26 protein-coding genes are annotated in these 26,710 nt (G+C 69.4%); 13 read left to right on the forward strand and 13 right to left on the reverse strand.

Annotated features, from left to right (window positions below; genetic code table 11):
* Positions 1–3 precede the first annotated feature (3 nt).
* Both BLT25_RS15920 and nucS read right to left on the reverse strand, forming a co-directional pair.
* Positions 4–252 carry a hypothetical protein gene (locus tag BLT25_RS15920; RefSeq protein WP_143033774.1) on the reverse strand — a complete coding sequence of 83 codons (249 nt, stop codon included), beginning with the start codon at positions 250–252 and terminating at the stop codon, positions 4–6.
* 89 nt (positions 253–341) lie between these two features.
* Positions 342–1,016: an endonuclease NucS gene (gene nucS / locus BLT25_RS15925; RefSeq protein ID WP_176883977.1), complete on the reverse strand. Its 675-nt coding sequence runs from the start codon at positions 1,014–1,016 to the stop codon at positions 342–344.
* An 88-nt stretch (positions 1,017–1,104) separates the two neighbouring features.
* Between nucS and BLT25_RS15930 the strand changes: the two genes are divergently transcribed.
* The gene (locus BLT25_RS15930) at positions 1,105–2,271 is read left to right on the forward strand and encodes a 3-hydroxyacyl-CoA dehydrogenase family protein (RefSeq protein ID WP_256328625.1); all 1,167 of its coding nucleotides are present in this window, start codon (positions 1,105–1,107) and stop codon (positions 2,269–2,271) included.
* Positions 2,272–2,395: 124 nt separating this feature from the next.
* Here BLT25_RS15930 and BLT25_RS15935 read toward each other — a convergent pair whose 3' ends face one another.
* Positions 2,396–2,902 (reverse strand): SRPBCC family protein, encoded by a 507-nt coding sequence (locus tag BLT25_RS15935; RefSeq protein WP_091047829.1) that lies wholly within the window; start codon positions 2,900–2,902, stop codon positions 2,396–2,398.
* Positions 2,903–2,964: 62 nt separating this feature from the next.
* Between BLT25_RS15935 and BLT25_RS15940 the strand changes: the two genes are divergently transcribed.
* From BLT25_RS15940 to BLT25_RS15955, 4 genes are all read left to right on the forward strand, one after another.
* Positions 2,965–4,743, forward strand: a complete 1,779-nt coding sequence (locus BLT25_RS15940; protein WP_091047832.1) for a 3-hydroxyacyl-CoA dehydrogenase family protein — start codon at positions 2,965–2,967, stop codon at positions 4,741–4,743.
* Between the two features lie 154 nt (positions 4,744–4,897).
* The gene (locus tag BLT25_RS15945) at positions 4,898–5,686 is read left to right on the forward strand and encodes a hypothetical protein (RefSeq protein WP_091047834.1); all 789 of its coding nucleotides are present in this window, start codon (positions 4,898–4,900) and stop codon (positions 5,684–5,686) included.
* A 17-nt stretch (positions 5,687–5,703) separates the two neighbouring features.
* On the forward strand, positions 5,704–6,492 hold the full coding sequence (locus BLT25_RS15950; RefSeq protein ID WP_091047837.1) for an alpha/beta fold hydrolase: 789 nt from the start codon (positions 5,704–5,706) through the stop codon (positions 6,490–6,492).
* A gap of 26 nt (positions 6,493–6,518) precedes the next feature.
* A complete protein-coding gene (locus tag BLT25_RS15955) occupies positions 6,519–8,210 on the forward strand; it encodes an NAD(P)/FAD-dependent oxidoreductase (protein ID WP_091047840.1) in 1,692 nt (563 codons plus the stop codon).
* A gap of 22 nt (positions 8,211–8,232) precedes the next feature.
* On the opposite strand, the gene BLT25_RS15960 is transcribed toward BLT25_RS15955, so the two are convergent.
* On the reverse strand, positions 8,233–8,886 hold the full coding sequence (locus tag BLT25_RS15960; RefSeq protein ID WP_091047843.1) for a TetR/AcrR family transcriptional regulator: 654 nt from the start codon (positions 8,884–8,886) through the stop codon (positions 8,233–8,235).
* 44 nt (positions 8,887–8,930) lie between these two features.
* Here BLT25_RS15960 and BLT25_RS15965 point away from each other — a divergent pair, with 44 nt between their 5' ends.
* Positions 8,931–10,358: a serine hydrolase domain-containing protein gene (locus BLT25_RS15965; RefSeq protein ID WP_091047844.1), complete on the forward strand. Its 1,428-nt coding sequence runs from the start codon at positions 8,931–8,933 to the stop codon at positions 10,356–10,358.
* On the opposite strand, the gene BLT25_RS15970 is transcribed toward BLT25_RS15965, so the two are convergent.
* Genes BLT25_RS15970 through BLT25_RS15980 form a run of 3 tightly spaced genes read right to left on the reverse strand, consistent with a single transcriptional unit; the run spans position 10,282 to position 13,284 of the window.
* On the reverse strand, positions 10,282–11,658 hold the full coding sequence (locus BLT25_RS15970) for a pyridoxal phosphate-dependent decarboxylase family protein (RefSeq protein WP_091047847.1): 1,377 nt from the start codon (positions 11,656–11,658) through the stop codon (positions 10,282–10,284). The genes BLT25_RS15965 and BLT25_RS15970 overlap by 77 nt on opposite strands.
* 19 nt (positions 11,659–11,677) lie before the next feature.
* Complete coding sequence (locus BLT25_RS15975) at positions 11,678–12,340, reverse strand: response regulator (RefSeq protein WP_091047850.1); 663 nt, start codon at positions 12,338–12,340, stop codon at positions 11,678–11,680.
* Positions 12,337–13,284, reverse strand: coding sequence for a sensor histidine kinase (locus BLT25_RS15980; RefSeq protein WP_091047852.1), 948 nt, complete (start codon positions 13,282–13,284; stop codon positions 12,337–12,339). The genes BLT25_RS15975 and BLT25_RS15980 overlap by 4 nt, the downstream gene beginning before the upstream one ends.
* A gap of 102 nt (positions 13,285–13,386) precedes the next feature.
* Here BLT25_RS15980 and BLT25_RS15985 point away from each other — a divergent pair, with 102 nt between their 5' ends.
* Positions 13,387–14,673 carry an ArsB/NhaD family transporter gene (locus BLT25_RS15985; protein WP_091047855.1) on the forward strand — a complete coding sequence of 429 codons (1,287 nt, stop codon included), beginning with the start codon at positions 13,387–13,389 and terminating at the stop codon, positions 14,671–14,673.
* Here the strand turns inward: BLT25_RS15985 and BLT25_RS15990 are convergent.
* On the reverse strand, positions 14,655–15,206 hold the full coding sequence (locus tag BLT25_RS15990) for a CGNR zinc finger domain-containing protein (RefSeq protein ID WP_091047857.1): 552 nt from the start codon (positions 15,204–15,206) through the stop codon (positions 14,655–14,657). The two genes, BLT25_RS15985 and BLT25_RS15990, sit on opposite strands and share 19 nt — an antisense overlap.
* A 38-nt stretch (positions 15,207–15,244) precedes the next feature.
* On the opposite strand from BLT25_RS15990, the gene BLT25_RS15995 reads away from it, so the two are divergent.
* Positions 15,245–16,207: an EamA family transporter gene (locus BLT25_RS15995; protein WP_091047859.1), complete on the forward strand. Its 963-nt coding sequence runs from the start codon at positions 15,245–15,247 to the stop codon at positions 16,205–16,207.
* Between the two features lie 55 nt (positions 16,208–16,262).
* On the opposite strand, the gene BLT25_RS16000 is transcribed toward BLT25_RS15995, so the two are convergent.
* The 4 genes from BLT25_RS16000 to mce all read right to left on the reverse strand — a co-directional run bounded on the left by BLT25_RS16000 (position 16,263) and on the right by mce (position 20,870).
* Entirely contained in the window at positions 16,263–17,459 is a 1,197-nt protein-coding gene (locus BLT25_RS16000; RefSeq protein WP_091047861.1) for an AI-2E family transporter, read from the reverse strand.
* Positions 17,456–18,625 (reverse strand): coiled-coil domain-containing protein, encoded by a 1,170-nt coding sequence (locus BLT25_RS16005; protein WP_143033775.1) that lies wholly within the window; start codon positions 18,623–18,625, stop codon positions 17,456–17,458. Before BLT25_RS16005 ends, BLT25_RS16000 begins: the two co-directional genes overlap by 4 nt.
* 319 nt (positions 18,626–18,944) lie before the next feature.
* On the reverse strand, positions 18,945–20,285 hold the full coding sequence (gene ccrA, locus BLT25_RS16010) for a crotonyl-CoA carboxylase/reductase (RefSeq protein WP_091047866.1): 1,341 nt from the start codon (positions 20,283–20,285) through the stop codon (positions 18,945–18,947).
* Between the two features lie 135 nt (positions 20,286–20,420).
* A complete protein-coding gene (gene mce / locus BLT25_RS16015) occupies positions 20,421–20,870 on the reverse strand; it encodes a methylmalonyl-CoA epimerase (RefSeq protein ID WP_091047869.1) in 450 nt (149 codons plus the stop codon).
* 144 nt (positions 20,871–21,014) lie between these two features.
* Between mce and BLT25_RS16020 the strand changes: the two genes are divergently transcribed.
* From BLT25_RS16020 to BLT25_RS16035, 4 genes are all read left to right on the forward strand, one after another.
* Positions 21,015–22,202 carry an acetyl-CoA C-acetyltransferase gene (locus tag BLT25_RS16020; protein ID WP_091047871.1) on the forward strand — a complete coding sequence of 396 codons (1,188 nt, stop codon included), beginning with the start codon at positions 21,015–21,017 and terminating at the stop codon, positions 22,200–22,202.
* Between the two features lie 12 nt (positions 22,203–22,214).
* Positions 22,215–23,180, forward strand: a complete 966-nt coding sequence (meaB, locus tag BLT25_RS16025) for a methylmalonyl Co-A mutase-associated GTPase MeaB (RefSeq protein ID WP_176883980.1) — start codon at positions 22,215–22,217, stop codon at positions 23,178–23,180.
* Positions 23,181–23,279: 99 nt separating this feature from the next.
* On the forward strand, positions 23,280–23,786 hold the full coding sequence (locus BLT25_RS16030) for a PH domain-containing protein (protein WP_091047876.1): 507 nt from the start codon (positions 23,280–23,282) through the stop codon (positions 23,784–23,786).
* Positions 23,787–23,809: 23 nt separating this feature from the next.
* Positions 23,810–24,769, forward strand: a complete 960-nt coding sequence (locus BLT25_RS16035) for a co-chaperone YbbN (protein WP_091047879.1) — start codon at positions 23,810–23,812, stop codon at positions 24,767–24,769.
* Here BLT25_RS16035 and BLT25_RS16040 read toward each other — a convergent pair.
* Positions 24,742–25,680 carry a LysR family transcriptional regulator gene (locus BLT25_RS16040; protein WP_091047882.1) on the reverse strand — a complete coding sequence of 313 codons (939 nt, stop codon included), beginning with the start codon at positions 25,678–25,680 and terminating at the stop codon, positions 24,742–24,744. The genes BLT25_RS16035 and BLT25_RS16040 overlap by 28 nt on opposite strands.
* A 73-nt stretch (positions 25,681–25,753) precedes the next feature.
* On the opposite strand from BLT25_RS16040, the gene BLT25_RS16045 reads away from it, so the two are divergent.
* Positions 25,754–26,683: an EamA family transporter gene (locus tag BLT25_RS16045; RefSeq protein WP_091047883.1), complete on the forward strand. Its 930-nt coding sequence runs from the start codon at positions 25,754–25,756 to the stop codon at positions 26,681–26,683.
* Positions 26,684–26,710: the final 27 nt, after the last annotated feature.

The following is a 26,710-nucleotide window of genomic DNA, read 5'->3' on the forward strand; positions in this document are numbered from 1 at the left end:
GTCTCAGCGGGGGTTGATCCAGTTGAGCAGCTGGCTCATCGAGATGAGCAGGTCGTCGAGCCGCCGCTCCACGCTGTCCAGGCGCGCGTTGACACTGTCGATCGCCGCGTCGGTGCGCTCCATCCGGCTCTTGATCGCATGGAACTCCGCCGTGTGCATCTGCTGCATCGTCAGGAGATCGATCATGATCGCCTCGACGTCGCTCACGGACAGGCGGCCCCCAACGCCATGCCCCGAGTAGTTCATGGACATGGCGTGAATCTTGTCACGCAGTTCCTACTCAAAGGTAAGAAAAAGTGTTTCCCCGACGTGAACTTGCCTGACCGTGCACCAACTGTTGGTCAGAAGAGTCTCTCGGTCGGATCGTCGAGGCCGCGCAGCGCGTCGTAGTCGACGATCGCGCAGGTGATGCCGCGGTCCTCGGCGAGCACGCGGGCCTGCGGCTTGATCGCCTGGGCGGCGAAGATGCCGCGTACGGGGGCCAGCAGCGGGTCGCGGTTGAGCAGCTCGAGATAGCGGGTCAGCTGCTCGACGCCGTCGATCTCACCACGTCGCTTGATCTCGACCGCGACCGACTTCCCCTCGGCGTCGCGGCACATCAGGTCGACCGGCCCGATCGCGGTCGGGTACTCGCGGCGTACGAGGGTCAGGCCCTCGCCCAGCGTCGCGGGGTGGTCGGCGAGGAGCTCCTGGAGGTGCTTCTCGACGCCGTCCTTCTGCAGGCCGGGGTCGATGCCGAGGTCGTGTGAGGACTCGTGGTGGATCTCCTCGATCAGGATGCGCAGGGTGTCGTCCGTCTTGGACGTCACCGTCCATTCGACGCGGCCGTCGTCGGACTTGCCCTCCGAGAGGGTGCAGGGCGGCGACATCCAGTTCAGGGGCTTGTAGGAGCCCCCGTCGGAGTGGACCAGCACCGATCCGTCGGCCTTGAGCATCAACACCCTGGTGGCCATCGGAAGGTGGGCGGTGAGCCGCCCCGCGTAGTCGACCTGGCAGGTGGCAACGACGAGTCTCACCGGGAGAACGTATCGCATGGCCCCGTGTGATCAGCGTCACGCCACCAGGGGTTACTCGCGGGTAATAAATTTGGCAGTCTTCCGTCGCATGACGGTTTCGACCCAGGGGTCCATCCACGACGTGCTCGTGCTGCCTTACCTCAACCACGCCATCCGCATGCTCGAGTCGGGCTACGCCACCGCCACCGACATCGACAACGCCATGCGCTTCGGCTGCGGCTACCCGAAGGGACCGCTGGCCACGGTCGACGAGATCGGCGCCTCCTCCGTACGCGACGCGCTGCTCGCCCGCTTCGAGGAGACCGGCGACAACCTGCACAAGCCCGCCGACCTGCTCATCAAGATCTCCGACGAGGCCGGGTCGTTCACCGGTGCGGCCGGGGAGGACGTACGCACTCCAGAGCTGCGCCACACGATCGAGAAGATCGGCGTGGTCGGCACCGGCACCATGGCCTCGGGCATCGTCCAGGTCTTCGCCCAGGCCGGGTACGACGTCGTCTTCGTCGGCCGCTCCCAGGAGAAGCTCGACGGGGTCGTCGCCGGCATCACCAAGTCGCTCGACAAGGCCATCGCGAAGGGCCGCTCGGACGAGGAGACCAAGGTCGCCGTGCTCGGCCGCCTGACTGGCAGCACCTCGCGCGAGGACCTCGCCGAGGCCGACCTGATCGTCGAGGGCATCGCCGAGGACCTCGACGTCAAGACCGAGCTCTTCAAGGACCTCGACCGGATCGCCAAGGCTGGCGCCATCCTGGCCACGACCACCAGCTCGATGCCGATCACCGAGCTCGCCAAGGTCACCGCGCGCCCCGGCGACGTCATCGGGATGCACTTCTTCAACCCCGCCCCGGTCATGAAGCTCGTCGAGGTCGTCACCACCGACCTCACCTCGCCCGAGGTCGACGAGACCGTGCGCGCGCTGTCGGCCGCGGTCAAGAAGGTCCCGGTCTCCTGCGGCGACCGCTCCGGCTTCATCGTCAACGCGCTGCTGTTCCCCTACCTCAACGACGCGGTCAAGCTGCACGAGTCCGGCGTCGCCATCGCCGAGATCGACGCCGCGATCAAGGAGACCGCGGGCTTCCCGATGGGCCCCTTCGAGCTCCTCGACGTCGTCGGCAACGACGTCTCCCTGGCCATCCAGTCCGAGCTCCGCAACGAGTTCGGCGAGCCCGGCTTCGACCCCGCCGCCCTGCTCGTCCAGAAGGTCCAGCAGGGCAAGCTCGGCCGCAAGACCGGCGAAGGCTTCCACACCTACTGATTCAGCCCAGGCCGAGAAGTCACGTACGTCGGCCGAGACGTCACCTAGGCGAATCGAGTCGGCACCTCGGTGCCGGCTCGATTCGCGCGCGTGACGCCTCGGCCGACGGGGGTGACGCCTCGGCTCAGGGTTGGGGGTAGCCGCGGCGTACGGCTCGTTCCAGGATCCCCAGGGTGGCGCGGATGGACTTCTGGTCGATGACCGGGAAGATCGGCTTCCACTCGGGGAGGGCGGTGGACCAGTCGCAGTAGGAGGTGACGCGGGTGTCGCCGGAGTCGAGCTGCTCGAGCTGATAGCCGAAGCGGTGGCCAATCGGGGGCTTGATGGTGCCGTCGATGGTCCATTCGATCGCCCGGTCGGGCTCGAACTCGGTGATGATCACGGTGACGTCGTACCGGCCCATCGGGTAGTCGCCGAGGGCTTCGCGGTCCATGTGGACGACGAACCGATCTCCGATCGCACCCATCCGCGATCCCTCCGCGGACTGGAGCATGCCGGAGGCGTCGATGGCGACGTGGCCGTCGGGGTCGACGAGGACGGCGAAGATGTCGGTGGGGGAGGCTGGGATGATCCGCTCGGCGTCGATGCGCTCGGCCTCGATGCGTTCGGCGGCCTGGGTCTGGTCTGTCACAGCGCCCGAATCTAGCGGCATCACCGGCGTGGCGGACCTCACCCCATGGCAGGATGCGGGGCATGAGTGAGCGCACGATCGAGACAGTCGGAGTCGTCGGCCTGGGCACCATGGGTGCCGGGATCGCGGAGGTGTTCGCCCGCAACGGGTTCACCGTGGTCGGGGTCGAGCGGGACGAGGAGGGCCTCGAGCGCGGCAAGGCTCACCTGGCGCACTCGACGGGACGCGCGGTCAAGCGCGGCAAGCTCAGCGAGGACGAGCAGGCAGAGCTGCTCGGTCGGATCTCCTTCGCCACCGACGCGACGGCGCTCAAGGACGTCGACATGGTCGTCGAGGCGGTCGTGGAGTCGCTGGAGCTGAAGAAGTCGATCCTCGCCACCCTCGACGAGATCGTGGCGCCCGAGACGATCCTGGCGACCAACACCTCCTCGCTGTCGGTGACCGAGATCTCGACCGCTTCCAAGCGTCCCGGCCGGGTCGTCGGCGTGCACTTCTTCAACCCGGCTCCGGTGCAGAAGTTCGTCGAGATCGTACGCACCGTGGTGACCGAGCCCGAGGTGCTCGAGGACGCTCGCGAGGTCGTCGGCAAGCTCGGCAAGTCGCCGGTGGTCTGCGGCGACCGGGCCGGGTTCATCGCCAACGCGCTGCTCTTCGGCTACCTGAATCACGCGGTCTCGATGTTCGAGGGCCACTACGCCACCCGCGAGGACATCGACACCGCGATGCGGCTGGGCTGCGGCTACCCGATGGGGCCGCTGGCGCTGCTGGACCTGATCGGGCTGGACACCTCCTACGAGATCCTCGACACGATGTACCGCCAGGGTCGCGACCGGCTGCACGCCCCCGCGCCGATCCTCAAGCAGATGGTCACCGCCGGGATGCTCGGGCGGAAGTCGGGCCGAGGCTTCTACACCTACGAGGCCGCCGACTCACCCGTCGTCGTCCCGGACGCGCTCACCCCGAGCGCCGACGCCACCCACGAGCTGCTCCGCCCCATCTCGAAGGTCGGCGTCGTCGGCACCGGGACGATGGCCTCGGGGATCGTCGAGGTCTTCGCCAAGGGCGGCTACGACGTGACGTACGTGGGCCGCAGCCAGGACAAGGTCGACGGTGTCGCCGCGCGGATCACCAAGAGCCTCGACAAGGCGATCGGGCGCGGCAAGCTGGAGGAGTCGGCGAAGCCGGAGATCCTCGGCCGGCTGACCGGCACGACCTCGCTGGACGACCTGGCCGACGTCGACATCGTCGTGGAGGCCATCGCCGAGGACCTGGCCATCAAGACCACGCTCTTCGAGAACCTCGACGACATCTGCAAGCAGGGCGCGATCCTGGCGACCACGACCTCGAGCCTGCCGGTCATCGAGCTGGCGAAGGTGACCAAGCGGCCCTCCGACGTCGTCGGGATGCACTTCTTCAACCCGGCGCCGGTGATGAAGCTGGTCGAGGTCGTCTCCACCGTAACCACGGACGAGGAGGTCGCCGAGACCGTCCGCGCCCTCTGCTCGCAGGTCGGCAAGTCGCCGGTCTCCTGCGGCGACCGCGCCGGGTTCATCGTCAACGCGCTGCTGTTCCCGTACCTCAACGACGCGGTCAAGATGCTCGAGGGGCACTACGCGACCGCCGACGACATCGACACCGCGATGAAGCTCGGCTGTGCGCTGCCGATGGGCCCGTTCGAGCTGCTCGACGTGGTCGGCAACGACGTCTCGCTGGCCATCGAGCGGGAGCTCTACCTGGAGTTCCGCGAGCCCGGCTTCGCGCCCGCGCCGCTGCTGGAGCACCTCGTCACTGCCGGCTATCTCGGCCGCAAGACGGGCAAGGGGTTCCGCGACTACAGCTGAGGCGTTCCTTCGCCGAGGCGGTGTCCTGAACCTTCGTCAAGGTATGCAGCTCAAGGCGCACATCCCGTGCGGAGTTCCGCGTGGGATGTGCGCCTTCGTCTGCATACCTTGACGAAGGAACACCCCCGACCACCCCGGCAGTACTCTGGGTGACGTGGGACTTCTGATCGCACTTCTCATCGTCGTCGCGGTGATCGGGACCGTGGTAGTGACCAGCAGGCGCTCGCAGGCGCGAGCGCTCGAAAAGCAGCGCGCCGATCTCGAACCGGTCAAGCAGCTCGCCTTCGAGGACGTGACCGCCTTCGGCGAAGAGCTGCAGAAGCTGGACCTGGACATGGCCGGCAAGGAGCTCGACGAGGGCGCCAACGCCGACTACCAGCGCGCGCTGGACGAATACGAGACGGCCAAACGCACCGTCGACAAGATGACCGCGCCCGAGGACGTCAAGCAGATCACCACGATCGTCGAGGACGGCCGCTATGCGATCGCGTGCGTCGAGGCGCGGGTAGCCGGCGAGCCGCTGCCGAAGCGTCGCCCGCCCTGCTTCTTCGACCCCCGCCACGGGCTCTCGACCGAGGACGTGGCCTGGGCGCCGCCGGGCGGCACCACCCGTGACGTACCCGCCTGTGCGCTCGACGCCGAGCGCGTCAAGGTCGGCGCGGAGCCTGACACCCGCAAGGTGATGGTCGGCAACGAGCGCGTCCCCTATTGGCAGGGTGGCCCGGCCTACCGGCCCTACGCCGCCGGCTACTTCGGCAGCTTCGGGCCGATGGACTGGATGTTCGCCGGGCTGATGTTCAGCGCGTTCGGCGGCTTCGACGCCTTCGGTGAGATCGGTGAGGGCATGGGCGACGCGATCGGTGGCCTCGGCGAGGGGATCGGTGACGCCTTCGGTGGCCTCGGTGAGGGCATCGGGGACATGTTCGACGGCTTCGACTTCTGAGTCTGTACGATCCCTCGGTGACTCTTCATACGCTCGAGCTCGGTGAGAGCGGCAGCCGCGTCGTCTTCCTGCACGGACTCTTCGGCCAGGGACGCAATTGGAACACCCTCGGCAAGCAGCTGGCCGACACGCATCGGGTCACGCTCATCGACCTGCCTCACCACGGCCGCTCCCCGCAGCCCGACAGCTTCGACTACCTCGAGGTGACCGCGGCTGTCGCCGAGCTGCTCTCTGCTGATGACGGGGCCGACGATCCCGCGACCGTGGTCGGCCACTCGATGGGCGGCAAGATCGCGATGCTGCTCGCGATCACCCGTCCGGAGCTGGTGGCGAAGCTCGTCGTGGCCGACATGTCCCCGGTCGTCTACGAGCGCGTCGGCGGCTTCAAGACGTACGTCGACGCCATGCAAGGCCTCGACCTGGACCGCATCACCCGCCGCGAGGAGGCCGATGCCGGGATGCAGGAGGCGGTCCCCGACCCGACGGTCCGCGGCTTCCTTCTGCAGAACCTGCGCCGCGACGGGGACAGCTGGCGCTGGGCGATGAACCTGGACGTCCTCGGCCGCGACCTCGACCGCATCGGCGCCTGGCCGACCGAGGAGCTGAAGGCGTACGAGCCGTACGACGGCCCCGTGCTGTGGGTGGCGGGTGAGCTGTCGAACTACGTCACCGACGAGTACGCGCCGGCGATGAAGGAGTGGTTCCCGCGCTACCGCAAGGTGACGATCAAGGGCGCCGGACACTGGGTCCACTCCGAGAAGCCGGAGACCTTCCTGGCCGCCCTGCGTCAGTTCGTCGGCGACTGAGACGCTCCGCGTCTACGCTGTGCGGCATGGAGCGCGACAAGCCCGTCATCGTGCTGGTCGGCAACGAGCATGCCGCCGTCATCGAGCAGGAGTTCAAGGCACGGTACGACCGTGACTACCGGATCGAGCCGGTGGTGGGTTTCGCTGCGGGTCTCGACCGGACACGCGCACTGGTGGCCGAGGGCGCGCAGATCGCGATGATCGCCGCCGAGCACGTGCTCGACGAGGGCACCTCGATCGAGTTCCTGCGCCAGGTGCCGGCCGTCGTGGCGACGGCGCGCCGTGTCGCGCTGGTCTCGTGGGAGGACTTCTCCGATGCTCTCGACGACCTGCGTGCCGCGGCGCTCGAGCGCGAGATGGACACCTACGTCCTCATCCCGCGCGGCCCGCGGGACGAGGAGTTCCACACGGCGCTGATCGAGCTGCTCTCGGAGTGGGGCTGGTCGGTGGGCAGGCCCCTGGTGACCGTGACCGACGTCGTGGCCGAGCCGGGCGACCGCGACGCGGCGGCGGTCCGGGACCTGCTGGAACGGATGGGCTTCCCGCATCGCTCGCTCGAGCCGGGTGACGACGAGGCCCAGGATCTCGTCGAGGCCGCGGGCCCGGGCGCGCGGCTGCCTCTGGTCCGTACCTTCACGGGTCGCGTGGTCTCCGGAGCGACGGCGGCGACGGCCGCCGAGGCCATCTACGGCGGGTTCGACGAGATCCCTGAAGGAGTGATCGCCGACGTCGCCATCGTGGGCGGCGGGCCGGCGGGCCTCGCGGCCGCCGTCTACGCGGCGTCGGAAGGCTTGGCGACGGTCGTCGTGGAGCGCGACGCGATCGGTGGCCAGGCAGGGTCGAGCTCGATGATCCGCAACTACCTCGGCTTCCCGCGCGGCATCTCGGGCATGCGCCTGGCCCAACGGTCCCGCATCCAGGCCAGCCGGTTCGGCGCGCGCTTCTTCACCGGGCGTCCGGCGACCGCGATCGAGCCCGGCCCGGTCGACGAACCCGAGCACCAGCACGTGCACGTGCGCGGCGCGCAGTTCTGCGCCCGTACGGTCGTGCTCGCGATGGGCGTGACCTATCGGCGGCTCGGGGTGCCCGCCGTGGACGACCTGGTGGGGGCGGGCGTCTACTACGGCGCCGCGACGTCGATGGCGCGCGAGATGCAGGGCCGCGACGTCTTCGTGATCGGCGGGGGCAACTCGGCCGGGCAGGCGGCCATCCACCTCGCCAAGTTCGCGAGCACGGTGACGATCCTGGTCCGGCGACACGACCTCGCGGAGACCATGTCGGCCTATCTGGTGCGTGAGATCGACGCGACGTCGAACATCGAGGTCCGGCCCCGCACCGTCGTCGCCGACGGCGGTGGCGACGGCCGGCTGGAGTGGCTGCGACTGGAGACCCTGGAGACCGGCGAGGACACCAAGACGTCCGCCGACGGCCTCTTCTGCTTGCTCGGCGCGGAACCCGACTGCTCGTGGCTGGCGGAGGGGGTGGCGCTCGACGAGGACGGGTTCGTCCTGACCGGCCGCGACGTGCCTCGCGACGCGTGGGTCGACGGGAACCCGCCGGCGAGTCTGGAGACGACGGTGCCGGGCGTCTTCGCCGTCGGAGACGTGCGCGCCGGGTCCATGAAGCGGGTCGCCTCCGCGAGCGGCGAGGGGGCATCGGTGCTCCCGCTGGTGCACGCCCACCTGGCGCAGCTGCGCGCCCGGGAGTTCGGCGCGTGAGCCCTGGGACGGTGGGCGAACCCTAGATGTGGCCCGCACTGATCGGCGGCTGAGACTCTCTCGCGCACGGGCCGCCGAACACGTCCGCCATCCGGGCGGCGATGGCGGCCCGCGCGCGACTCCGGGCACCGTCGTCCTGGTCGAGGAGCAGGCGCGCTGCGAGCCCCTGGGTCAGGGCGAACGACGCCTCCCCCTCGAGGACGCTGTCGATGTCGGGGGTGACCTCACCACACTCCATCCCATTCCCGACCGCCTGGGTGATCCGGTCGCGGAACCGCCGGTCGAAGGCACGCTGGTGCTCGGCCAGGGCCGGATTGTCGAGCGCGAGCCCCGCGAAGGCGTGCCGGAGATAGGTCTCGTCGCGGTGGGCGGGGCTCAGCGGAAGCAGCTCCAGCAACCCTGTGCCCAGCATGTGCTCGATGCGGGCGTGGTCGCGCTCTGCCCGGGCGATGGCCGCATCGACGCGAACCTCGATGTCGCTCAACAGGCGACTCAGGGTGTCCGCGAGCAGAGACTCCTTGGAGTCGTAGTAGTGCTGCACGAGACCGACGGAGACGCCCGCGGCTTTCGCGGTTCCGGCAACGGTCACCGAGCCGAGCCCGGAGGCGAGAGCGAGCTCGCGCACGCCTGTGGTGATCTGGGCACGTCGGCCGTCGTGGTCCGCGGTTCTGGGCATAAATCGAATGATAACAATATGGTGATACGGTTATTGTCGGCGGCATGGACATCTCTCGACTTCTGACAAGTGCTGTCGCCGCCCCTGTGGTTGTGATCAGCGTGATCGCCTCGCCGGCGTCGGCGGAGGATCCAGCGAAGGCGGACGCCGCTGTCGAGGCGTACGTCGAGGAGTGGCGCGAAGCCAACGGAGTGCCAGGTGCGGCAGTCGCGGTCGTCGACGGCGACGAGGTGCGGACCTACCTCTCTGGCGAGGACGGCGACGGTGACCCAGTCTCGACCGAGACCCCGTTCCTGGTGGGCTCGGTCGCCAAGACCTTCACCAGCGCGCTCGTTCTCGGCCTGGTCGAGGACGGCCGGATCCGGCTCGACGATCCGGTGAACCGGCATCTGACCTGGCTGGACGCGCCGACGATGACCGTACGCCAGCTGCTGACCCATACGACCGGCTACACCGCCGGTGACGGGCTCGCGGTCTCGGAGCGGTTCGACAACGAACCCGGTGCGCTGCGCCGGGCGGCCGCCGACCTCGAGCACCACGGCACGCCGGGGGAGTACGCCTACAACAGTGCCGACTACCTCGTCCTGGGGGCTCTGCTCGAGGAGATCACGGGCAGCTCGTTCGCGGCCGTCGCTCAGGAGGACCTCTTCGAGCCGCTCGGCATGACCGACACGGCCGCCGACGCGGACGGTGCCTCGACGCTCGCTCCGGGTCACCGCCACTGGTGGGCGTGGACGCGGTCCTACGACCCCGGCTTCGACGAGTCCGGTGCGCCTTACGGGTACGTCATCTCGACGCTCGACGACCTGGTCACGTACGCCCGCGCGCAGCTCGCGGGTCAGGTGCTGCCGCGCGGCATCGCGGGCGAGGCGTGGAGCATTCAGGAGGTCACCGGGCCGGGGAGGGGTTACGGCTACGGCTGGAGCATCGATGGTGGTGATCACCGTCGCGTCCACCACACCGGTGCCACCCCCGGCTACTTCGCCCACCTCTCCCTGATCCCGGGCGAGGATCGGGCCGTCGTCGTCCTGGCCAACTCCTACGCGGAGAAGCGTGCGCCGAGTCTGAGTGCGGCGGCCGCGGACATCGACGAGATCTTTGGCGGGGGGTCCGCGACGGTCAGGGCGGGCGACCCACTGCTGTCCGCGATGCCGTGGCTCCTGGCCGGGCTCCTCCCGATCGGCCTGATGCTCACGCTGGTCGCGCGCCACCTTCCGGCCTCGCCGCGGCTCAGATGGGTGTGCGCGGTGATAGCTGGGGCGGCCGCGGTGGGCCTGGCGCTGCTGCCGAGGCTGCTGGGCGGGACGCTCGGGTTCGCGATCAGCTGGCTGCCCGACCTCGCCATCGCTGTCGTGGCAGGCAGCGTGATGTTCCTGCTCGCGGCCGTATCGTGGGCTATCCGCCCGACAAGAGATGCCGGAACACCTCGACGATCCGGTCAGCATCCGCCTCGGACGTACGCCAGTTGCTGAACGCCAGCCGCAGGGCGGGCGTGCCGTGGTGGACGGTGGGGGTCAGGAAGGTCACCCCGGTCTCGGCGATGCGCCGGGCGAGGTCCGCGGGGTCGCCGGGGACCTTCAGGCAGACGATGTTGAGCCGGACCGGTGCGAGCAGCTCGACGCCGGTGATCTCGGCCAGCTGCTGCCCGACCCGGCGGGCGAGGGCGATGGTGCGCTCGACGATCTCGCGGTGACCGTCGCGGCCGTAGGCGCACAGGGTGAACCAGGCGGGCAGGGCGCGCAGCCGCCGTGAGCTCTCCGGGGTGAGATGGACGAAGTCGGGGTCCGTGCCGGGGACGCCGATGTAGGCCGAGGTGTTGCCGAAGACGCGGGCCTGAAGCTCATGGTGGCGGGAGAGCTGGAGGCCTGAGTCGTAGGGGACGTTGAGCCACTTGTGCAGGTCGACGCAGACCGAGTCGGCGCGGCCGAGACCTGCCACGAGGTGGGCGTGCGAGGGCGAGAGGGCTGCGAAGGCTCCGAAGGCGCCATCGACGTGCAGCCAGAACGGGAACTCCTCGCGGAGGTCGGCGATCGCGTCGAGGTCGTCGAAGTCGCCGGTGTTCACGGTGCCGGCATTGGCCACCACGATCGCGGGTCGGCCGTCCTGATCGCGCAGGGCGGCGCGCAACGCGTCGACGTCGATCGCGTCCCGGCCGGGGAGGAGCGCGACCGGGTGGAGGCTGTCCCTGCCCAGGCCGAGCACGGAGAGCGCCTTGGAGACGGTGGAGTGGGCAGCGCCCGACAGCACGACGACCGGACCGAGCGCCGCGACGCCCTGGGTCGAGACCGAGACGCCGAGCCGGTCCCCGATCCACTCGCGCGCCAGCGCCAGGCCGGTCAGGTTCGACATCGTCGCCCCGGTGACGAACGCGCCGGTGAAGTCGTCAGGTAGGTGGAGCAGGTCCCGGATCCAGCGCACCGACTCCCGCTCCAGAGAGCTGGCGGCGGAGTCCTGGACCGTGATCGTGTTCTGGTCGAAGACCGAGGTCAGCCAGTCGCCCGCGACCGCAGCCGGGGTCGCCCCGCCGGTGACGAAGCCCAGGTAGCGCGGGCCGGCACTCGCCGAGAGCCCCGGCGCCCAGCGGGTCTCGAAGCGGCGGAGGGCGGCCGCGCCGCCGATGCCCTGGGTCGGAAGCGGCTCGGCGTCCGCCGGCCGGGCCGTGGAGGTGACCGGCCGGTCGTCTAGTCCGCCGAGGATGTCGTGTGCGTAGTCCTGGACCGCGTCGAGGAGGTCGGGCATCCCGTCGAGGTCCGCGTAGAGCCGTGGGTCCATCCTTGGACGGTAAGGCATCTCAGGGCTCGATGAGACCTGCTCTGATGGCGTACCTGGTCACCTGGGTGCGATCGCGGAGTCCCAGCTTGGCGAGGATGTTCTCGCGGTGCCGCTCGACGGTCTTGTAGGAGATCGTCAGCTCGCGGGCGATCTCGCGGGTCGAGTGGCCCTCGGCGATGAGCTTGAGCACCTCGTCCTCGCGCTCGGTCAGCACCGTGCGCGGCAGGCTCTCGCCGCGGTTGAGACGGTCGAGGTAGTCGCGGACCAGCGCGCTCATCGCGCCGGGGTAGACGAAGGCCTGGCCGCTCATCGCGGTGCGGCACGCCTTGACCAGGTCCTCGTCGGCGACCGACTTGAGGACGTACCCGCTGGCACCGACCTTGAGCGCCTCGAAGAAGTACTGCTCGTTGTCGTGCATCGAGAGCATCAGCATCTTCGGAGGCGTACGCATCCGGGCGATCGTGCGCGCGGCCTGCAGCCCGGTCATCCGGGGCATGGCGACGTCGAGGATCACCAGATCGACCTCGACGTCGCGCAGCGCGGCGACGGCCTCGGCCCCGTCGGCGGCCTCGGCGACCACCTCGAGGTCCGGCTCGGCGTCGAGGATGAGGCGGACCCCGCGGCGGACCAGGGTGTGGTCGTCGGCCAGCAGGATCCGGATCTTCGCAGGCGTGGGAGTCACAGCGGCACCTCCAGGCGGACGGTGGTGCCGCGGCCGGGCGTGCTGGTCACGCTCAGGTCGGCACCGACGAGCAGGGCCCGCTCCCGCATGCCGCTGATCCCGGCACCGGCCACCAGGGCGGCGCTGCCGCGGCCGTCGTCGGAGACGGTGAGGACGACCTTGTCGCCGACCTTGCACAAGGAGAGCTCGGCGGTGGCGGCGTGGGCGTGGCGTACGACGTTGGTGAGCGCCTCCTGGGCGACCCGGTAGATCACCAGCTCGCGGTCCTGGGGCAGCTCGGGAAGCCCGCGGCCGATGGTGCGGCGTACGGTCGTACGGCCCAGGGCGCCGACGTCGGTGGCCAGCGAGGCCAGGGCGGCGTGCAGGCCGAGGTCCTCGAGCACGCCCGGCCGCAGCTGCCGGGCCACGCGGCGTACGTCGTCGATGCCGGTGCGCGCGGACTCGCGGACGGCGGCGAGCTCGGGGCGCACCGCCTCGGGCACCTGTCGCTCCAGCCCCTTGAGCCCCAGGAGTACGACGGTGAGCGACTGACCCACCTCGTCGTGGAGCTCCTGGGCGATCCGATGGCGCTCCGCCTCCTGCGCGGCGAGCGCCTTGGCGTTGCTGGTGCTCCGCTCGGTCTCCAGCCGGTCGAGCATCGCGTTGTAGCTGGCCACCAGACGGGCGCCCGCGCCCTTGCCCTCGGTCGTCAGGCGCTGGTCGGGGGAGAGGTGGTCGACCGAGTCCATGGTGCGGATCACGCGGTCGATCGGCGCCAGGCTGCGCAGCAGCAGGAGCGCGTTGAGGGTCGCCATCACGGCCAGCCCGACCGCCAGGATCACCGCCTCCGAGGCCAGGACGCGCTCCGAGACCCGGGCCGGGGACAGCGCCAGGACCAGGGTGCCGACGCAGAAGACCGTCCCGTTCGTCAGGCACACCCGCCAGTAGAGGGGTAGATGGCTCATACCGACAACCCTGACATGCTCTCTGGCCTGGACTTATGGGTGGCAGCACCCATTCGGATCCTGAGCGTGGTCGCGGAGAGTCGTTGGTATGGAGCTCAACGCATGATCGTGTACGCAGCGGTGGCCGTCTTCATCGTCACCTACGGCCTCATCGCCACCGAGCGCGTCCACCGCGTCGCCGCCGCCCTGGGTGGCGTCGCCGCGATGGTCGCGCTCGGGATCATCAACGCCGAGTCGGCCTTCTTCAGTCATGAGACCGGGGTCGACTGGGACGTCATCTTCCTGCTCTTCGGGATGATGGTGATCGTCGGTGTCCTCAAACAGACGGGCCTGTTCGAGTTCCTCGCGCTGTGGGCGGTCAAGCACTCCGGCGGCCGTCCGGCGCGGCTGGCGACGCTGCTGATCCTGGTCACCGCTGCGCTCTCGCCGATCCTCGACAACGTGACCACCGTGCTGCTCGTCACGCCGGTGACCCTGTCGGTCTGCGAGCGGCTGGGCCTACGCCCGATGCCCTACCTGATCTCACTCATCCTGGCCGCCAACGTCGGCGGCACCTCGACCCTGATCGCCGACCCGCCCAACATCATCGTGGCCAGCCGGGCCAACCTGACCTTCGACGACTTCCTGATCCACTCCCTGCCGCTGTGCCTGATCCTGCTGGTCGTGCTGATCGGTCTGGTCCGCGTGCTCTTCCGGCGTGAGTTCCGTGGCCGGGTCGATCTGGACGGCCTGATCGAGCCGCCCGCCTCGGCGATCCCGGACCGTGGGCTGCTCTACCGCTGCCTGGCCGTCCTGGCCCTGGTGATGCTCGCCTTCGGCCTGCACACCGAGCTCCACCTGGATCCGTCCATGGTCGCGATGCTCGGCGCCGGCGTGATGGTGGTCGTCTCCCGGACGCAGACCGAGGCGTTCCTCGAGGAGGTCGAGTGGTCGACGCTGGCCTTCTTCATGGCGCTGTTCGTGCTGGTCGGTGGCCTGGTCGAGGTCGGTGTGATCGGCTCGCTCGGGACGTACGCCGCCGAGCTGATGGGCGACAACGAGCTCGCCGGGGTGACCGGGCTGATGATCGGCTCGGCCGTCGTGGGCGGCTTCGTCGACAACATCCCCTACACCGCGGCGATGGTGCCGATCGTGGAGGAGATGGTCGCCTCGACGCCGTCCTCGGGCGCCGACAGCCCGCTGTGGTGGGCCCTCGTCTTCGGCGCCGACCTCGGTGGCAACACGACCGCCGTCGCCGCCGGCGCCAACGTGGTGGTGCTCGGCCTCGCTGCCAAGGCCGGCCATCCGATCAGCTTCTGGAAGTTCACCAGGTACGGCATCGTGGTGACGATCGTGACCCTCGCCGTCGCCTGGGTCTACGTCGCGCTGCGCTACTTCGTGCTCGCCTGACGTTCGCGATAGGCCGCGACCGCGTTGCGGTTGGTGCAGGTCGGCGAGCAGTAGCGCTTGGAGCGGTTGCGGGAGAGGTCGACGACCACGCCGGCACAACCGTCGTCGGCGCAGATCGAGAGCCGGGACAGCTCGCCCGCTCGGATGACGTCGACCATCGCCATCGCGGTCTCGACCGCGATCCGCGTGGCCAGCGGAGCATCGGGCTCGGTGGCGTGGATGTGCCAGTCGTAGGTCGTGTGGCGGACCAGCTGAGGTGTCGCGCGGTGCTCGGCGAGCATCTCGTTGGTCAGCCGCACGGCCTCGTCGCGCTCGGCGGTGAGCAGATCGCGCAGCCGGACGCGGAGGTCGCGGACCTCGTCGAGCTCGGCGCGGTCGCGGTCGTGCCGCCCCGTGAAGTCGTACGTCACGAAGAACTCGTCGAGGGCCGCCACGGTGGCCAGCTCGTCGACCGAGCCGGGGGAGAGCGCAAGGGTGTTCGCCAGCTCGGCTGCCGCCCGGAGGCTTACGTCCGTGTCATGGGTGAAAACCATGTTGACACATTACCGCGTCGGTGGGATTGTCATGTGCCATGACGACTTTGACCAATGACGAGGCGGTGCCGCAGAGCACGCAGAAGACGCCGCTGGTGGCTGCCGGACTGCTGATGGCGGTCGTCTCGGCGGTCACGTTCAGCCTCTCGGGGCCGCTGGGGCGTGGGCTCTTCGACACCGGCTGGTCGACGGGCGGGGTGCTCGTCTTCCGGGTCGGCATCGGTGCCGTCGTGCTGGCGCCCTTCGCGCTGCGCACGCTCGCCGGCAGGTGGAGGGGTGTCGCCACCAGTTGGCGGGTCGTGGTGGCGTACGCACTGCTGGCCATCGTGGTGCCGCAGTTCGCGTTCTTCTCGGCGGTGCAGTGGATGGCAGTCGGGCCGGCGCTCCTGCTGGAGTACATGGGGGTCGTGCTCGTCGTCGGCTGGATGTGGCTACGGCACGGCGAGCGGCCCTCGCGGCTGACGATGGTGGGCGCGCTGGTCGCGATCGCCGGGCTCGTGCTCGTCCTCGACCTGGTCAGCGGGGCGAACGTGCACCCGCTCGGCGTCCTGTGGGGCTCCGCGGCCGCCGTCGGACTGGCCGGCTACTACGTGCTCAACGCCCACTCCAGCACCACGCTGCCACCGCTCGCGCTGGCCTGGCTCGGCCTGACCGGCGCCACGGTCCTGCTCGCGCTGCTCTGCCTGATCGGGGCCATCCCGTTCGAGATGCATACCGCGCCGGTGGTCCTGGCGGGACTGGAGATGCCATGGTGGGGGCCGCTGATCGGCCTCGGTGTGCTGACCTGCTCGGTCGCGTACGCCACCGGCATCGCCGCCACCCGCACCCTCGGTTCGCGGCTCTCCTCCTTCGTGGGTCTCCTCGAGGTCGTCTCGGCCGTCGTCGTCGCCTGGCTGCTGCTCGGCGAGGCCCCCGGCCTCGTTCAGCTCATCGGCGGGCTGGTCGTGCTGGCCGGCATCATCGCGGTCCGGCAGGGAGAGCAGGCGACGGCCGTCTCCTGACAACGCGAAGCGCCGCACGCATCGGCTGCGTGCGGCGCTTCACAGGTGGTCGGGACTAGCGTTCGTCCTGTGCCCTGACGTAGACCTCGCGGACCAGCATCAGGATGGCGGCCGCTGTCGGGATCGCCAGCAGGGCGCCGACGACACCGAGGAGCGAGGCGCCGATGAGGGCCGCGATCACCGTGACCACGCCGGGGATGTCGACCGAGCGGGACATGACCCGCGGATAGACGACGTAGTTCTCGAACTGCTGGTAGGCGATGTAGAAGATCACCGCGATCAGGCCCGTCTTCAGGTCGGTCGTCGCGAAGGTGATCGCGCAGACGATGATCGCGCCGATGGTGGCCCCGATCATCGGGATCACGTCGGTGATCATGACGACGAAGGCCAAGGCGACAGCGTATTCGCCCATCCCGATGACGAAGAGCAGCACCAGGGTGGACAGACCGGCGCACAGTGCGACGATGAAGGCCCCGGAGACGTAGCCCCCGATGCCGTCGAAGACCCGGTCGCCGAGCTTGCCGACCCGCTCGCGGCGCGAGGCCGGAGCGAGGCGGTAGATGGCGTTCTTCGTCTGGTCGTAGGCGGCGATGAAGTAGAGCGTCAGGACAACGACGATGAAGCCCGTGACGAGCACGTTGATCACCGCCAGGCCCACGCCGAGCGCCCCACCGAAGGCACTGCTGACGAAGTCTCCGCTGGCGACGTAGTCCTGCACCTTGTCGAGGATCTGGTAGTCCTCGTTGAACTGCTGGATGCGCTGGTTGCGCTGGAGCTCGTCGATCCAGTCCGGGACGTTGGCCGAGATCTTGGCGACCTGGTCGCTGATCACCGGAACGAGCGCCACGAAGAAGAGCGTGAGAGCGCCCAGGACGCCGAGGATGACGCTCAGGACCGCCCACGGCCGCGAGAAGCCACGCCTCTGCAGGAACACCACCATCGGGTTGATCCCGGCGGCGATGAAGAGCGAGACCACTACCTGGAGGATCACGCTCCCCATCGTGGTGAGGAGGTTGCCCGCCGCGTAGGCCGTCAGCAGGCCGAGGCCCAGGAGCAGCCCGAACAGGTAGGGCGACTTCCGGTCGAACGGCGGTCCGGGCTTACCGAACCGCTTGTCCCGCTCGCTCTCCTCCTCCGGCTCCTCGAGGTCGATCGCGGCCTCGCTGTCGACCGTCACGTCGTCGCTGGAGTCGGTCTGGGCAGACGTCGTCTCAGGACCGTCGGCAGGACGGTCGGCAGCGGCGGCGCTCACCGGCTCTCGGTCGCAGTCTCGGGCTCGCGGATCGCGGTCTTCTCGGAAGGCTCGTCGTAGTCGTCGTAGTCCTCGTCGAGGTCGTCGTCGGAGCCGACCAGGGTGACGCTCTCGTCGACCTGGTCCACCAGCTCGCCGTCGACGATGTCCTCGTCCTCGGTGATCGGCTTCGGCGCCTCAAGCTCGGCCGGGTCCTCGGTCTTGCCGAACCCGGAGACCAGGTCGGTGAGCGAGGAGAGCTGAGCAGCGATCGCGTCGCGACGCTTGGTGAGACGGTCGACCTCGGCCTTGATGATCGCGTGGCCCTTCTCGGCCTCGACCGTCGCGGTGGAGGCGAGGTGGTCGGCCTCGGCACGAGCCTTGGACAGGATCGCCTCGGCGTCGCGGCGGGCGCGAGCGACGATCCCCTCGGACTCCTTGGCCAGCTCGGCGCGCTGGTCGGCGACGTGCTGGGCGGCGATCCGGGCCCGCTCCTCGGCGTCGGCGGCGCGGGTCTCGCCCTCGGTCACGATGCGAGCGGTCTCGGCCATCGCCTGGTCGTGGTGGTCGGCGGCCTCGCGGGCGAGACGCTCGCGCTCGACGGCGAGCATCCGCCGCGCCTCCTGGACCTCACGGTCGGCGCCGGCGCGGGCCTTCTCGACCTCGCGCTGGGTCGAGGTTCGCAGCTGGGTGACGTCCTGCTGCACGGCGAGCCGGACCTGGTCGGCCTCGCGCTTGGCGGCGGCGAGCAGCTCGTCGCTCTCGGCCTGCACCATCTTGCGGGCCTGCTGGACCTCCGCGGTCACCTTCTCACGGTGATCGTCGATCTCCTTGTAGTGCGTCGTACGCAGCGCCTCGATGTCACGCTGGGCCGACGCCTTGGTCGCGGCAGCCTCACGCTGGGCGGCCTCGCGGATGACCGCGGCCTCCTTCTCAGCAGACTCCTTGACCGCAGCGGCCTCCTCCTCGGCCAGCCGGAGCATCGCGCTCGCGCGACCACCCAGGGAGGCGTAGGACGGGGCCTCGTTGCCCTGGGTGGCAGCAGCCTTGAGGTCGGTGACCTTGCGCTCGAGCTCGGCGATGCGTCGCTGAGCGTTGCGCAGCGCCGACTGACCCTGGCCGTTGGCCTGGAGAAGCTGCTGCACCCGCGCGTTCACCGTGCCGGGGTCGTATCCGCCACGTCGCACGACCGGGAAGGCTGGGAGTGAGCCTGGAGCCGGTGGAGCCGAGTTGTGGCCGGAGCTGGGCGATCCGGAAGCGCCAGGAACCCGAGGGAGAACCTGTGTCTCCGTCGCGTCCTGGTCGGGCTTCTTCCGAGGCTCGGAAGCCTCGTTGAAGATGGATAGTCCCTCATTCGTCATTTGTGGCGGATTCCTCACACTTTAGGGGGGTTTGTGTCTTGCCCTCTGCTCCCAAAGGGCAAGACTACGGCCGGTCACCCCTCGCGCAAGGGGAGACCGGCCGTGAATCCAGTCTCAAATGGGCTATTTACCCGGGCCTGGTGTCTCAGATCCCGCGGAACAGGTTGATCTTGTCGATGTGGGCCGCGCGCTTCTCCTCGTCGAGGACGCCGAGGCCCTCCTCGGGGGAGAGGCAGAGTACGCCGACCTTGCCCTGGTGCTTGTTGTGGTGCACGTCGAGCGAGGCCTGGCCGACCTCCTCGAGGGTGTAGGTGCGCGAGAGGGTCGGGTGGATCTTGCCCTGCGCGATGAGGCGGTTGGCCTCCCACGACTCGCGGTAGTTCGCGAAGTGGCTGGAGATGATCCTCTTGAGGTTCATCCACAGGTAGCGGTTGTCGTACTCGTGCATGTAGCCCGAGGTCGACGCGCAGGTGGTGATGGTGCCGCCCTTACGGGTCACGTACACCGAGGCGCCGAAGGTCTCGCGGCCCGGGTGCTCGAAGACGATGTCGATGTCCTCGCCGCCGGTGAGGTCGCGGATGGCCTTGCCCAGCCGCTTCCACTCCTTCGGGTTCTGCTGGGTGCCGTCCTCGTTCCAGAACTTGAAGTCCATCTCGGAGCGGTTGATCACCATCTCGGCGCCCATGTTGCGCACGATCTTGGCCTTCTCCTCGTTGGAGACCACGCAGACCGGGTTGGCGCCGCCGTTGAGGGCGTACTGCGTCGCGAAGCCGCCGAGGCCGCCGGAGGCGCCCCAGATCAGGACGTTGTCGCCCTGCTTCATGTTGCCGCCGTTGGCGGAGACGAGCTGGCGGTAGGCGGTGCAGTTGACCAGGCCGGGGGAGGCAGCCTCCTCCCAGGTGAGGTGCTCGGGCTTGGGCATGAGCTGGTTGGCCTTGACCATCGCGACGTCGGCGAGGCCGCCGAAGTTGGTCTCGAAGCCCCAGATGCGCTGCGAGGGGTCCATCATCGTGTCGTTGTGGCCGTCGGGGGCCTCGAGCTCGACGCTCAGGCAGTGGGCGACGACGCGGTCGCCCGGCTTCCACTTGGTCACGCCCGCGCCCACGGCCAGCACGACGCCGGACAGGTCGGAGCCGACGATGTGGTAGTCGAGGTTGTGGCGGGCGCCGAGCTCGGACTCCTTGCCGTAGCGCTCCAGGAACCCGAAGGTGGAGACCGGCTCGAAGATCGAGGTCCACACGGTGTTGTAGTTGATCGCGGAGGCCATCACCGCGACGAAGGCCTCGCCCGGACCGAGCTCGGGCAGGGCGACGTCCTCGACGTGGAGGGACTTGCGCGGGTCCTTCTCCTTGGTCGCGACGCCCTCGAACATGTCGACCTCGTCCTTGTGGACGGTGGCGGCACGGTAGTGGTCGGGGATCTCGAGGTTCGCAAACTCCTCGCCGGGCGTATCGCCGGCGAGGATCGCGTCGAGGATGTGTTGCATGGTCGGCTCCTGCGTCGTCGTAGGGGTCGCGGTTGACTCTAGTTCGCTGGACATTACTGGTGAGTAACCGCAATGACCAGCCTGATGTGACACACGACTCTTGGATCGTTCATGTGCCCTGGTGGGCCCTGGGGGTCAGTGGGCGGAACTCGCGGCCGGCTCGACGAGCTCGACCAGGACGCCGCCGGCGTCCTTGGGGTGGATGAAGTTGATCCGCGAGTCGGCCGTGCCGCGTCGCGGTGCGTCGTAGAGAAGACGTACGCCGCGCTCCTTGAGGATCGCGGAGACCTGCTCCACGTCGGTGACCCGGTAGGCGAGCTGCTGCATGCCGGGGCCGTTGCGGTCGAGGAACTTGGCGATGGTGCTGTTCTCGTTGAGCGGGGCGAGCAGCTGGAGCTTGTTGTCGGAGTCGCCGATCGCGATCATCGCCTCCTCGACACCCTGCTCCTCGTTGGTCTCGCGGTGGGCGAGTTTCATGCCGAAGGTCGTCTCGTAGAAGTCGATCGCCGCATCCAGGTCGGCGACGGCGAGACCGACGTGGTCGATCTGGGTGAACAGGTGCGGAGGGATCTCTACCGATGTCATGGGCCTACTCTCCTTGAGCTCGGGTCCAACGGGCACAATGTGTGATGACAGCCACACCAAGCTGCAGTCAACACTCTTCCCACGGAGGTTACTAATAAGTAACCTCATGGGCGGATCAGCACCAGCAAACTTTTTGGAGGACCCATGTCCAACGTCATCGTCGCCGGGGCACGTACGCCGATCGGCCGCCTGCTCGGCGGGCTCAAGAGCCTGTCCGCGGCCGATCTGGGCGGCGTCGCCATCAAGGGCGCCCTCGAGAAGGCGGGTGTCTCGCCGGAGCAGGTCGACTACCTGATCATGGGCCAGGTCATCCAGGCCGGTGCCGGCCAGAACCCGGCACGCGCGGCCGGCATCGCCGGCGGGCTGCCGATGAACGTGCCTTCGCTCACCATCAACAAGGTCTGTCTCTCCGGCCTCAACACCATCGCGATGGCCGACCAGCTGATCCGTGCCGGGGAGGCCGAGGTCGTCGTCGCGGGTGGCATGGAGTCGATGACCAACGCGCCGCACCTGCTGCCGAAGTCGCGTGAGGGCTTCAAGTACGGGGACACCACGCTGGTCGACTCGATGGCCTACGACGCGCTCTACGACCAGCTCACCAAGCAGGCGATGGGCGGGCTCACCGAGCAGGTCAACGCCGAGGGTGTGAAGCTCACTCGCGAGGAGCAGGACGCCTTCGCCGCCACCTCGCACCAGCGCGCCGCCGCGGCCCAGAAGAACGGCGTCTTCGACGACGAGATCGTCCCGGTCTCGATCCCGCAGCGCAAGGGCGACCCGGTCGTGGTCAGCGCCGATGAGGGCGTACGCGGCGACACCACCGCCGAGTCGCTCGGCAAGCTCCGCCCGGCGTTCGCCAAGGAGGGCACCATCACCGCGGGGTCCGCCTCGCAGATCTCCGACGGTGCTGCCGCCGTCGTGGTCATGTCGAAGGAGAAGGCCGAGTCCCTGGGTCTGGAGTGGCTGGCGGAGATCGGCGCCCACGGTATGGTCGCCGGCCCCGACTCCTCGCTGCAGCTGCAGCCGGCCAACGCCACCGCCAAGGCCCTCGAGAAGGAGGGCATCACCGCCGCCGACCTCGACCTCGTCGAGTTCAACGAGGCGTTCGCCGCCGTCGGCATCGAGTCCACCAAGAAGCTAGGCCTCGACCCCGAGATCGTCAACGTCAACGGTGGCGCGATCGCCCTCGGCCACCCCGTCGGCATGTCCGGTACGCGTGTCGTGCTGCACCTCGCCCACGAGCTCAAGCGTCGTGGCGGTGGCACCGGTGCCGCCGCGCTGTGTGGCGGTGGCGGTCAGGGCGACGCCCTGATCGTGCGTGTTCCCAAGGCGTGAGCCATCGCTGATGTGAGCGACCTGGTCGCGCGCGCCCGGGGCGGTGAGCCCCGGGCGGTCGCGCGACTGGTGTCGTACGTCGAGAACGCCCCGGTCGGCGGGGGAGAGCGGCTCCGTGAGGTGATGGCCGCGCTCGCGCCTCACGGCGGGCACGCCCACATCGTGGGGCTCACCGGCGCGCCCGGGGTGGGGAAGTCGACCACCACCTCCGCGCTGGTCCGCGAGCTGCGCTCCGAGGGGCGCACCGTGGCGGTGCTGGCCGTCGACCCGTCCTCACCGTTCTCCGGTGGCGCGCTGCTCGGTGACCGGATCAGGATGACCGACCACGCCACCGACCCGGGTGTCTTCATCCGCTCGATGGCCTCCCGGGGCCACCTCGGCGGCCTGGCCTGGTCGGCCCCGCAGGCGATCCGGGTGCTCGACGCGGCGGGGTTCGACGTCGTGCTGGTCGAGACCGTCGGCGTCGGCCAGTCGGAGGTCGAGATCGCCGGGCTCGCCGACACCACCGTGGTGCTGCTCGCGCCGGGGATGGGTGACGGCATCCAGGCCGCGAAGGCCGGGATCCTGGAGATCGGCGACCTCTACGTCGTCAACAAGGCCGATCGCGACGGCGCGACCAAGGTCCAGCGCGACCTGCGCGGGATGCTGCGCCTGACCGACCGCACCCAGGGGGCCTGGACCCCGCCCGTCCTCACCGCCGTCGCCCAGGCCGGCAAGGGCCTGGCCGAGGTCGTCGGCGCGCTCGACGAGCACCGCGAGTGGCTGCGCTCCAGCGGGACGCTGGAGCTGCGGCGTACGCGCCGGGCCCGGGCCGAGGTCGAGGCCATCGCCGTCGAGACCCTGCGCGCGAGATGGTCGTCGGTGGGTTCGGCCGGCGACCTGGACGCCCTGGCGGCGGACGTGGTCAAAGGCGTACGCGACCCCTACGCCGCCGCGGACGTCCTCCTGGCCGAGGAATCGGTCGCTGAGGCCGAATAGTCGATTTTCGGCGTCAGGAACCGACTTCTCGGGGGAGGTTGTCCCGGCGTACGGCTTGTTTGTCGACTTCCGCACAGTGAGATCACTATCGTTGGTCGCGTGAACCTCTTCGGTGTCGACATCTCCAAGCACCTTCTGCGAGACGAAGGTGAGGTCGTCGTGGACGAGGTCACCCATCACTGGGTCTCCTACATCAAGCCGGTTGCCTTCGCGATCCTCGGGCTGGCGCTGATGATCGTGGCGGCGACGATCGACATGAACGTCGCCTGGATCCTGGTGCTGCTCGCCTTCGGGCTCGTCGGGTACGCATTCTGGCAAGCGCTCGTGATCAGCCGGGACCGGTTCGTGGTCACCAACATGCGCATCTTCCGCGTCCACGGTGTCCTCTCGAGCGAGCTGGCGACCATGCCGCTGGCGCGAGTCCTCGACATCACCGTGAAGCAGTCGTTCACCGGCCAGATCTTCAACTACGGCCACTTCGTCTTCGAGTCGGCCGCCCAGGAGCAGGGCCTCAACAACATCTACTTCGTCGGTCGGCCGAACGAGCGAGACCTGACCATCCAGCGAGTCGTCCAGCGTGCGGGCCTCCGTGGCAGCGTCGGTTAGACCGTCCTCATAGGATTGCCCCCATGACGCAGCAGCCGTTCTCCCGTCCCGGAGCCGTCGACCTCTCCGGGCTCGCCAGCACCACGCCCGCACAGGACGCCCCCTTCGGCGGTCCGGCCGATGCGGCTCCCGCTCAGGGGCGAAGTGCCGGCTCCTACACCGTCGAGGTCGACGAGCAGATCTTCCAGTCGGTGCTCGAGGCCTCGATGACCGCTCCGGTCGTCCTGGTCTTCTACTCGGCCTCCCGCGCTCCCGAGAGCGTCACCTATGCGGGCGACGTGTCGACGGTCGTGGAGGAGTACGACGGCCGCTTCCTGCTCGGCCTGGTCGACATCGACAAGAACCCGCAGATCGCGCAGGCGCTGCAGGTGCCCCAGGTGCCGCTGCTCTACATCCTGCTCGACGGCCGGCCGGTCACCCAGCCGATCCCGGGCGCGCTCAATCTCGAGGAGCTGCGTACGGTCTTCCAGCAGCTCGGCCAGCAGCTCACCACCCAGGGCATCGGCGGGCGGCACAAGCCCAACGCCCTCGGCGGTGCCGTGACGACCGAGGAAGGGGACGAGCCGGCGATGGATCCGCGCTACGCCCCGGCCCAGGACGCGCTGGAGCGCGGCGACATCGACGCCGCCGTGGCCGAGTACGAGAAGCTGATCGCCTCCAACCCCGCCGACTCCGAGGCCGCCGCCGGGCTGGCGATGGCCAAGGTGCTGCAGCGTACGCAGGGGGTCGACCTGCAAGCCGCCCGTGCCGCCGCCGCGGCCGCGCCCGACGACGTCGACGCCCAGACCCTCGTCGCCGACCTGGACCTGCTCGGTGGCCACGTGGAGGACTCCTTCCTCCGGCTGGTCGAGCTGGTGCGGCGTACGTCGGACGCCGAGCGCAACAAGGCGCGCGAGCACCTGCTGGGCCTCTTCGCCGCGGTCGGCAACGACGACGAGCGGGTGCTCAAGGGCCGTCAGTCGCTGGCCTCGGCCCTGTTCTGACCGGCCCTGTTCTCGGCGCCGTGCTGAGCCGCCAGCGCGGTCAGCACGGCGGTGACCGCCGGTGAGGCGGCCATCGTGCGCCGGTGCAGCGCGAGGATCTCGCGCGTGGGGACCGGGTCGACGACGCGTACGGCGACCAGGTCCTCACCGAGCGCCGCCCTGCCCATGCGGGGGACGAGCGCGATCCCGAGCCCGGCTCGCACCAGCGCCAGATGGCTGTCGAACTCCATCGAGACGTGCGCGATCCGGGGCAGCCCGCCGGTGCCGGCGTACATCCGGTTCAGCCACTGCCGGCAGATCGTGCCCTCCGGAGTCGCGATCCAGTCCTCGGTGACGAGGTCGTGCGGGGTCACCTTGGCGAGCTGGGCCAGCGGATGGTCGCGATGGGCGATCACGTCGGCGATGTCGCGGTGGAGCTCGGTGGTGACGAGATGGTCGGGGATGGACAGCGGCACGTCGCCCCAGGAGTGCACGACGCCGATCTCGCTGTGACCCGTCGCGACCAGGTCGACGGTGTCCCACGGCTCGCGTTCGGAGAGGGTGAGGGCGAGCTCGGGATGGGCGATGCGGAGCTCGCCCGCGACTGGCGCGACCAGTCCGCGCATCGCGGTCGAGAAGGCGGTCAGCCGCAGCCGCCCGGCCACGGTGGTCGCCTGCTCGTGCAGCCCGGACTCCAGCGACTCCATGTCGGCGAGCAGCCGCGACCCCTCATCGACCAGATGCCGGCCGGCGTGGGTGAGCATGACGCCGCGGCCGATCCGCTCCAGCAGAGGTACGCCGACCTGCCGCTCGAGCCGCTTGACCTGCTGCGACACGGCGCTGGGCGTGAAGCCCAGGGCGTCGGCGGCCGCGACCACCGAGCCGTGGGTGTCGATGGTGCGCAGGGCGACGAGCGAGGCGAGGTCGATCATGAAGAAATATTACGTCATCGAATGAAGAATCATTCGATGGTGCTTCATCGTCTTGGGGGTCATCGTTGATGGTGTGAACCGCCGTGACTCACTGCTCGCCGTCCTCGTCGCCGTCCTGTGGGGCTTCAACTTCGTCGTCATCGACTGGGGCCTCGAGACGCGCGAGGGGCATGCGGTGCCGCCGCTGCTGCTGCTCGCCGTGCGCTTCGTCCTGGTCGCGTTCCCGGCGGTCTTCCTGCTTCCGCGCCCGCAGGCGTCGTGGCGGGTGGTGGCGGCGGTCGGGATCTTCATGAGCCTGGGCCAGTTCGGGCTGCTCTACACGAGCATGGCCGCCGGGATGCCGCCCGGGCTGGCCGGCCTGGTGCTGCAGGCGCAGGTCGTGCTCACCATCGTCATCGCCGCCGGTGTGCTGCGCGAGCGGCCGACCCTCATGCAGGTGGTCGGCGTCGTCGCCGGCGCTCTGGGTCTGGTCGTGGTGGCGCTCGGGCGAGGCGGTCACGTACCCGTCGTCGCGCTGGTGCTGTGCCTGCTCGCCGCGCTGTCGTGGGCGATCGGCAACGTGATCTCCCGGGCGGCCAAGGTGCCCGGCGGACTCTCGTTGACGGTCTGGTCGGCCCTGGTCGTTCCGCTCCCGCTGCTGGCGCTCTCCCTGGTTCTCGACGGGCCGGAGGGGATCCGCGAAGGGGTGGCCGCCTTCGGCTGGGAGGCGCTCGTCTCCACGGTCTACACGGTGGTGCTGGCCTCGTTCGTCGGCTACGGGATCTTCAACTCGCTGCTCGCCCGGCACCCGGCGTCGTCGGTGGTGCCGTGGATCCTGCTGGTGCCGCCGGTCGCGATCGGCTCGGCGTGGCTGCTGCTCGGGGAGGTGCCGAGCGCCGGCGAGCTCGCCGGTGGCGCGCTCCTGGTGATCGGGGCGCTGGTCGCCCAGGGAGTCGTACGCCTGCCCCGGTCGTCCGGGGTCGGCGCGCCGCTCCCGGAGCTCGTCGAGAGCGAGCGTCGCTGACAGGCCCCGGACGTGGCCGCATGCGGC

The organism is Nocardioides sp. YR527, from assembly GCF_900101045.1.
GTDB lineage: Bacteria > Actinomycetota > Actinomycetes > Propionibacteriales > Nocardioidaceae > Nocardioides.

Excerpts from the sequence above, each read along its gene's own strand:
- BLT25_RS15920 (WP_143033774.1), bottom strand. The coding sequence starts at position 252 with ATGTCCATGAACTACTCGGGGCATGGCGTTGGGGGCCGCCTGTCCGTG.
- BLT25_RS15930 (WP_256328625.1), top strand. The coding sequence starts at position 1,105 with ATGACGGTTTCGACCCAGGGGTCCATCCACGACGTGCTCGTGCTGCCT.
- BLT25_RS15940 (WP_091047832.1), top strand. The coding sequence starts at position 2,965 with ATGAGTGAGCGCACGATCGAGACAGTCGGAGTCGTCGGCCTGGGCACC.
- BLT25_RS15955 (WP_091047840.1), top strand. The coding sequence starts at position 6,519 with ATGGAGCGCGACAAGCCCGTCATCGTGCTGGTCGGCAACGAGCATGCC.
- BLT25_RS15960 (WP_091047843.1), bottom strand. The coding sequence starts at position 8,886 with ATGCCCAGAACCGCGGACCACGACGGCCGACGTGCCCAGATCACCACA.
- BLT25_RS15965 (WP_091047844.1), top strand. The coding sequence starts at position 8,931 with ATGGACATCTCTCGACTTCTGACAAGTGCTGTCGCCGCCCCTGTGGTT.
- BLT25_RS15970 (WP_091047847.1), bottom strand. The coding sequence starts at position 11,658 with ATGGACCCACGGCTCTACGCGGACCTCGACGGGATGCCCGACCTCCTC.
- BLT25_RS15980 (WP_091047852.1), bottom strand. The coding sequence starts at position 13,284 with ATGAGCCATCTACCCCTCTACTGGCGGGTGTGCCTGACGAACGGGACG.
- BLT25_RS15985 (WP_091047855.1), top strand. The coding sequence starts at position 13,387 with ATGATCGTGTACGCAGCGGTGGCCGTCTTCATCGTCACCTACGGCCTC.
- BLT25_RS15990 (WP_091047857.1), bottom strand. The coding sequence starts at position 15,206 with ATGGTTTTCACCCATGACACGGACGTAAGCCTCCGGGCGGCAGCCGAG.
- BLT25_RS15995 (WP_091047859.1), top strand. The coding sequence starts at position 15,245 with ATGACGACTTTGACCAATGACGAGGCGGTGCCGCAGAGCACGCAGAAG.
- ccrA (WP_091047866.1), bottom strand. The coding sequence starts at position 20,285 with ATGCAACACATCCTCGACGCGATCCTCGCCGGCGATACGCCCGGCGAG.
- mce (WP_091047869.1), bottom strand. The coding sequence starts at position 20,870 with ATGACATCGGTAGAGATCCCTCCGCACCTGTTCACCCAGATCGACCAC.
- BLT25_RS16020 (WP_091047871.1), top strand. The coding sequence starts at position 21,015 with ATGTCCAACGTCATCGTCGCCGGGGCACGTACGCCGATCGGCCGCCTG.
- BLT25_RS16035 (WP_091047879.1), top strand. The coding sequence starts at position 23,810 with ATGACGCAGCAGCCGTTCTCCCGTCCCGGAGCCGTCGACCTCTCCGGG.
- BLT25_RS16040 (WP_091047882.1), bottom strand. The coding sequence starts at position 25,680 with ATGATCGACCTCGCCTCGCTCGTCGCCCTGCGCACCATCGACACCCAC.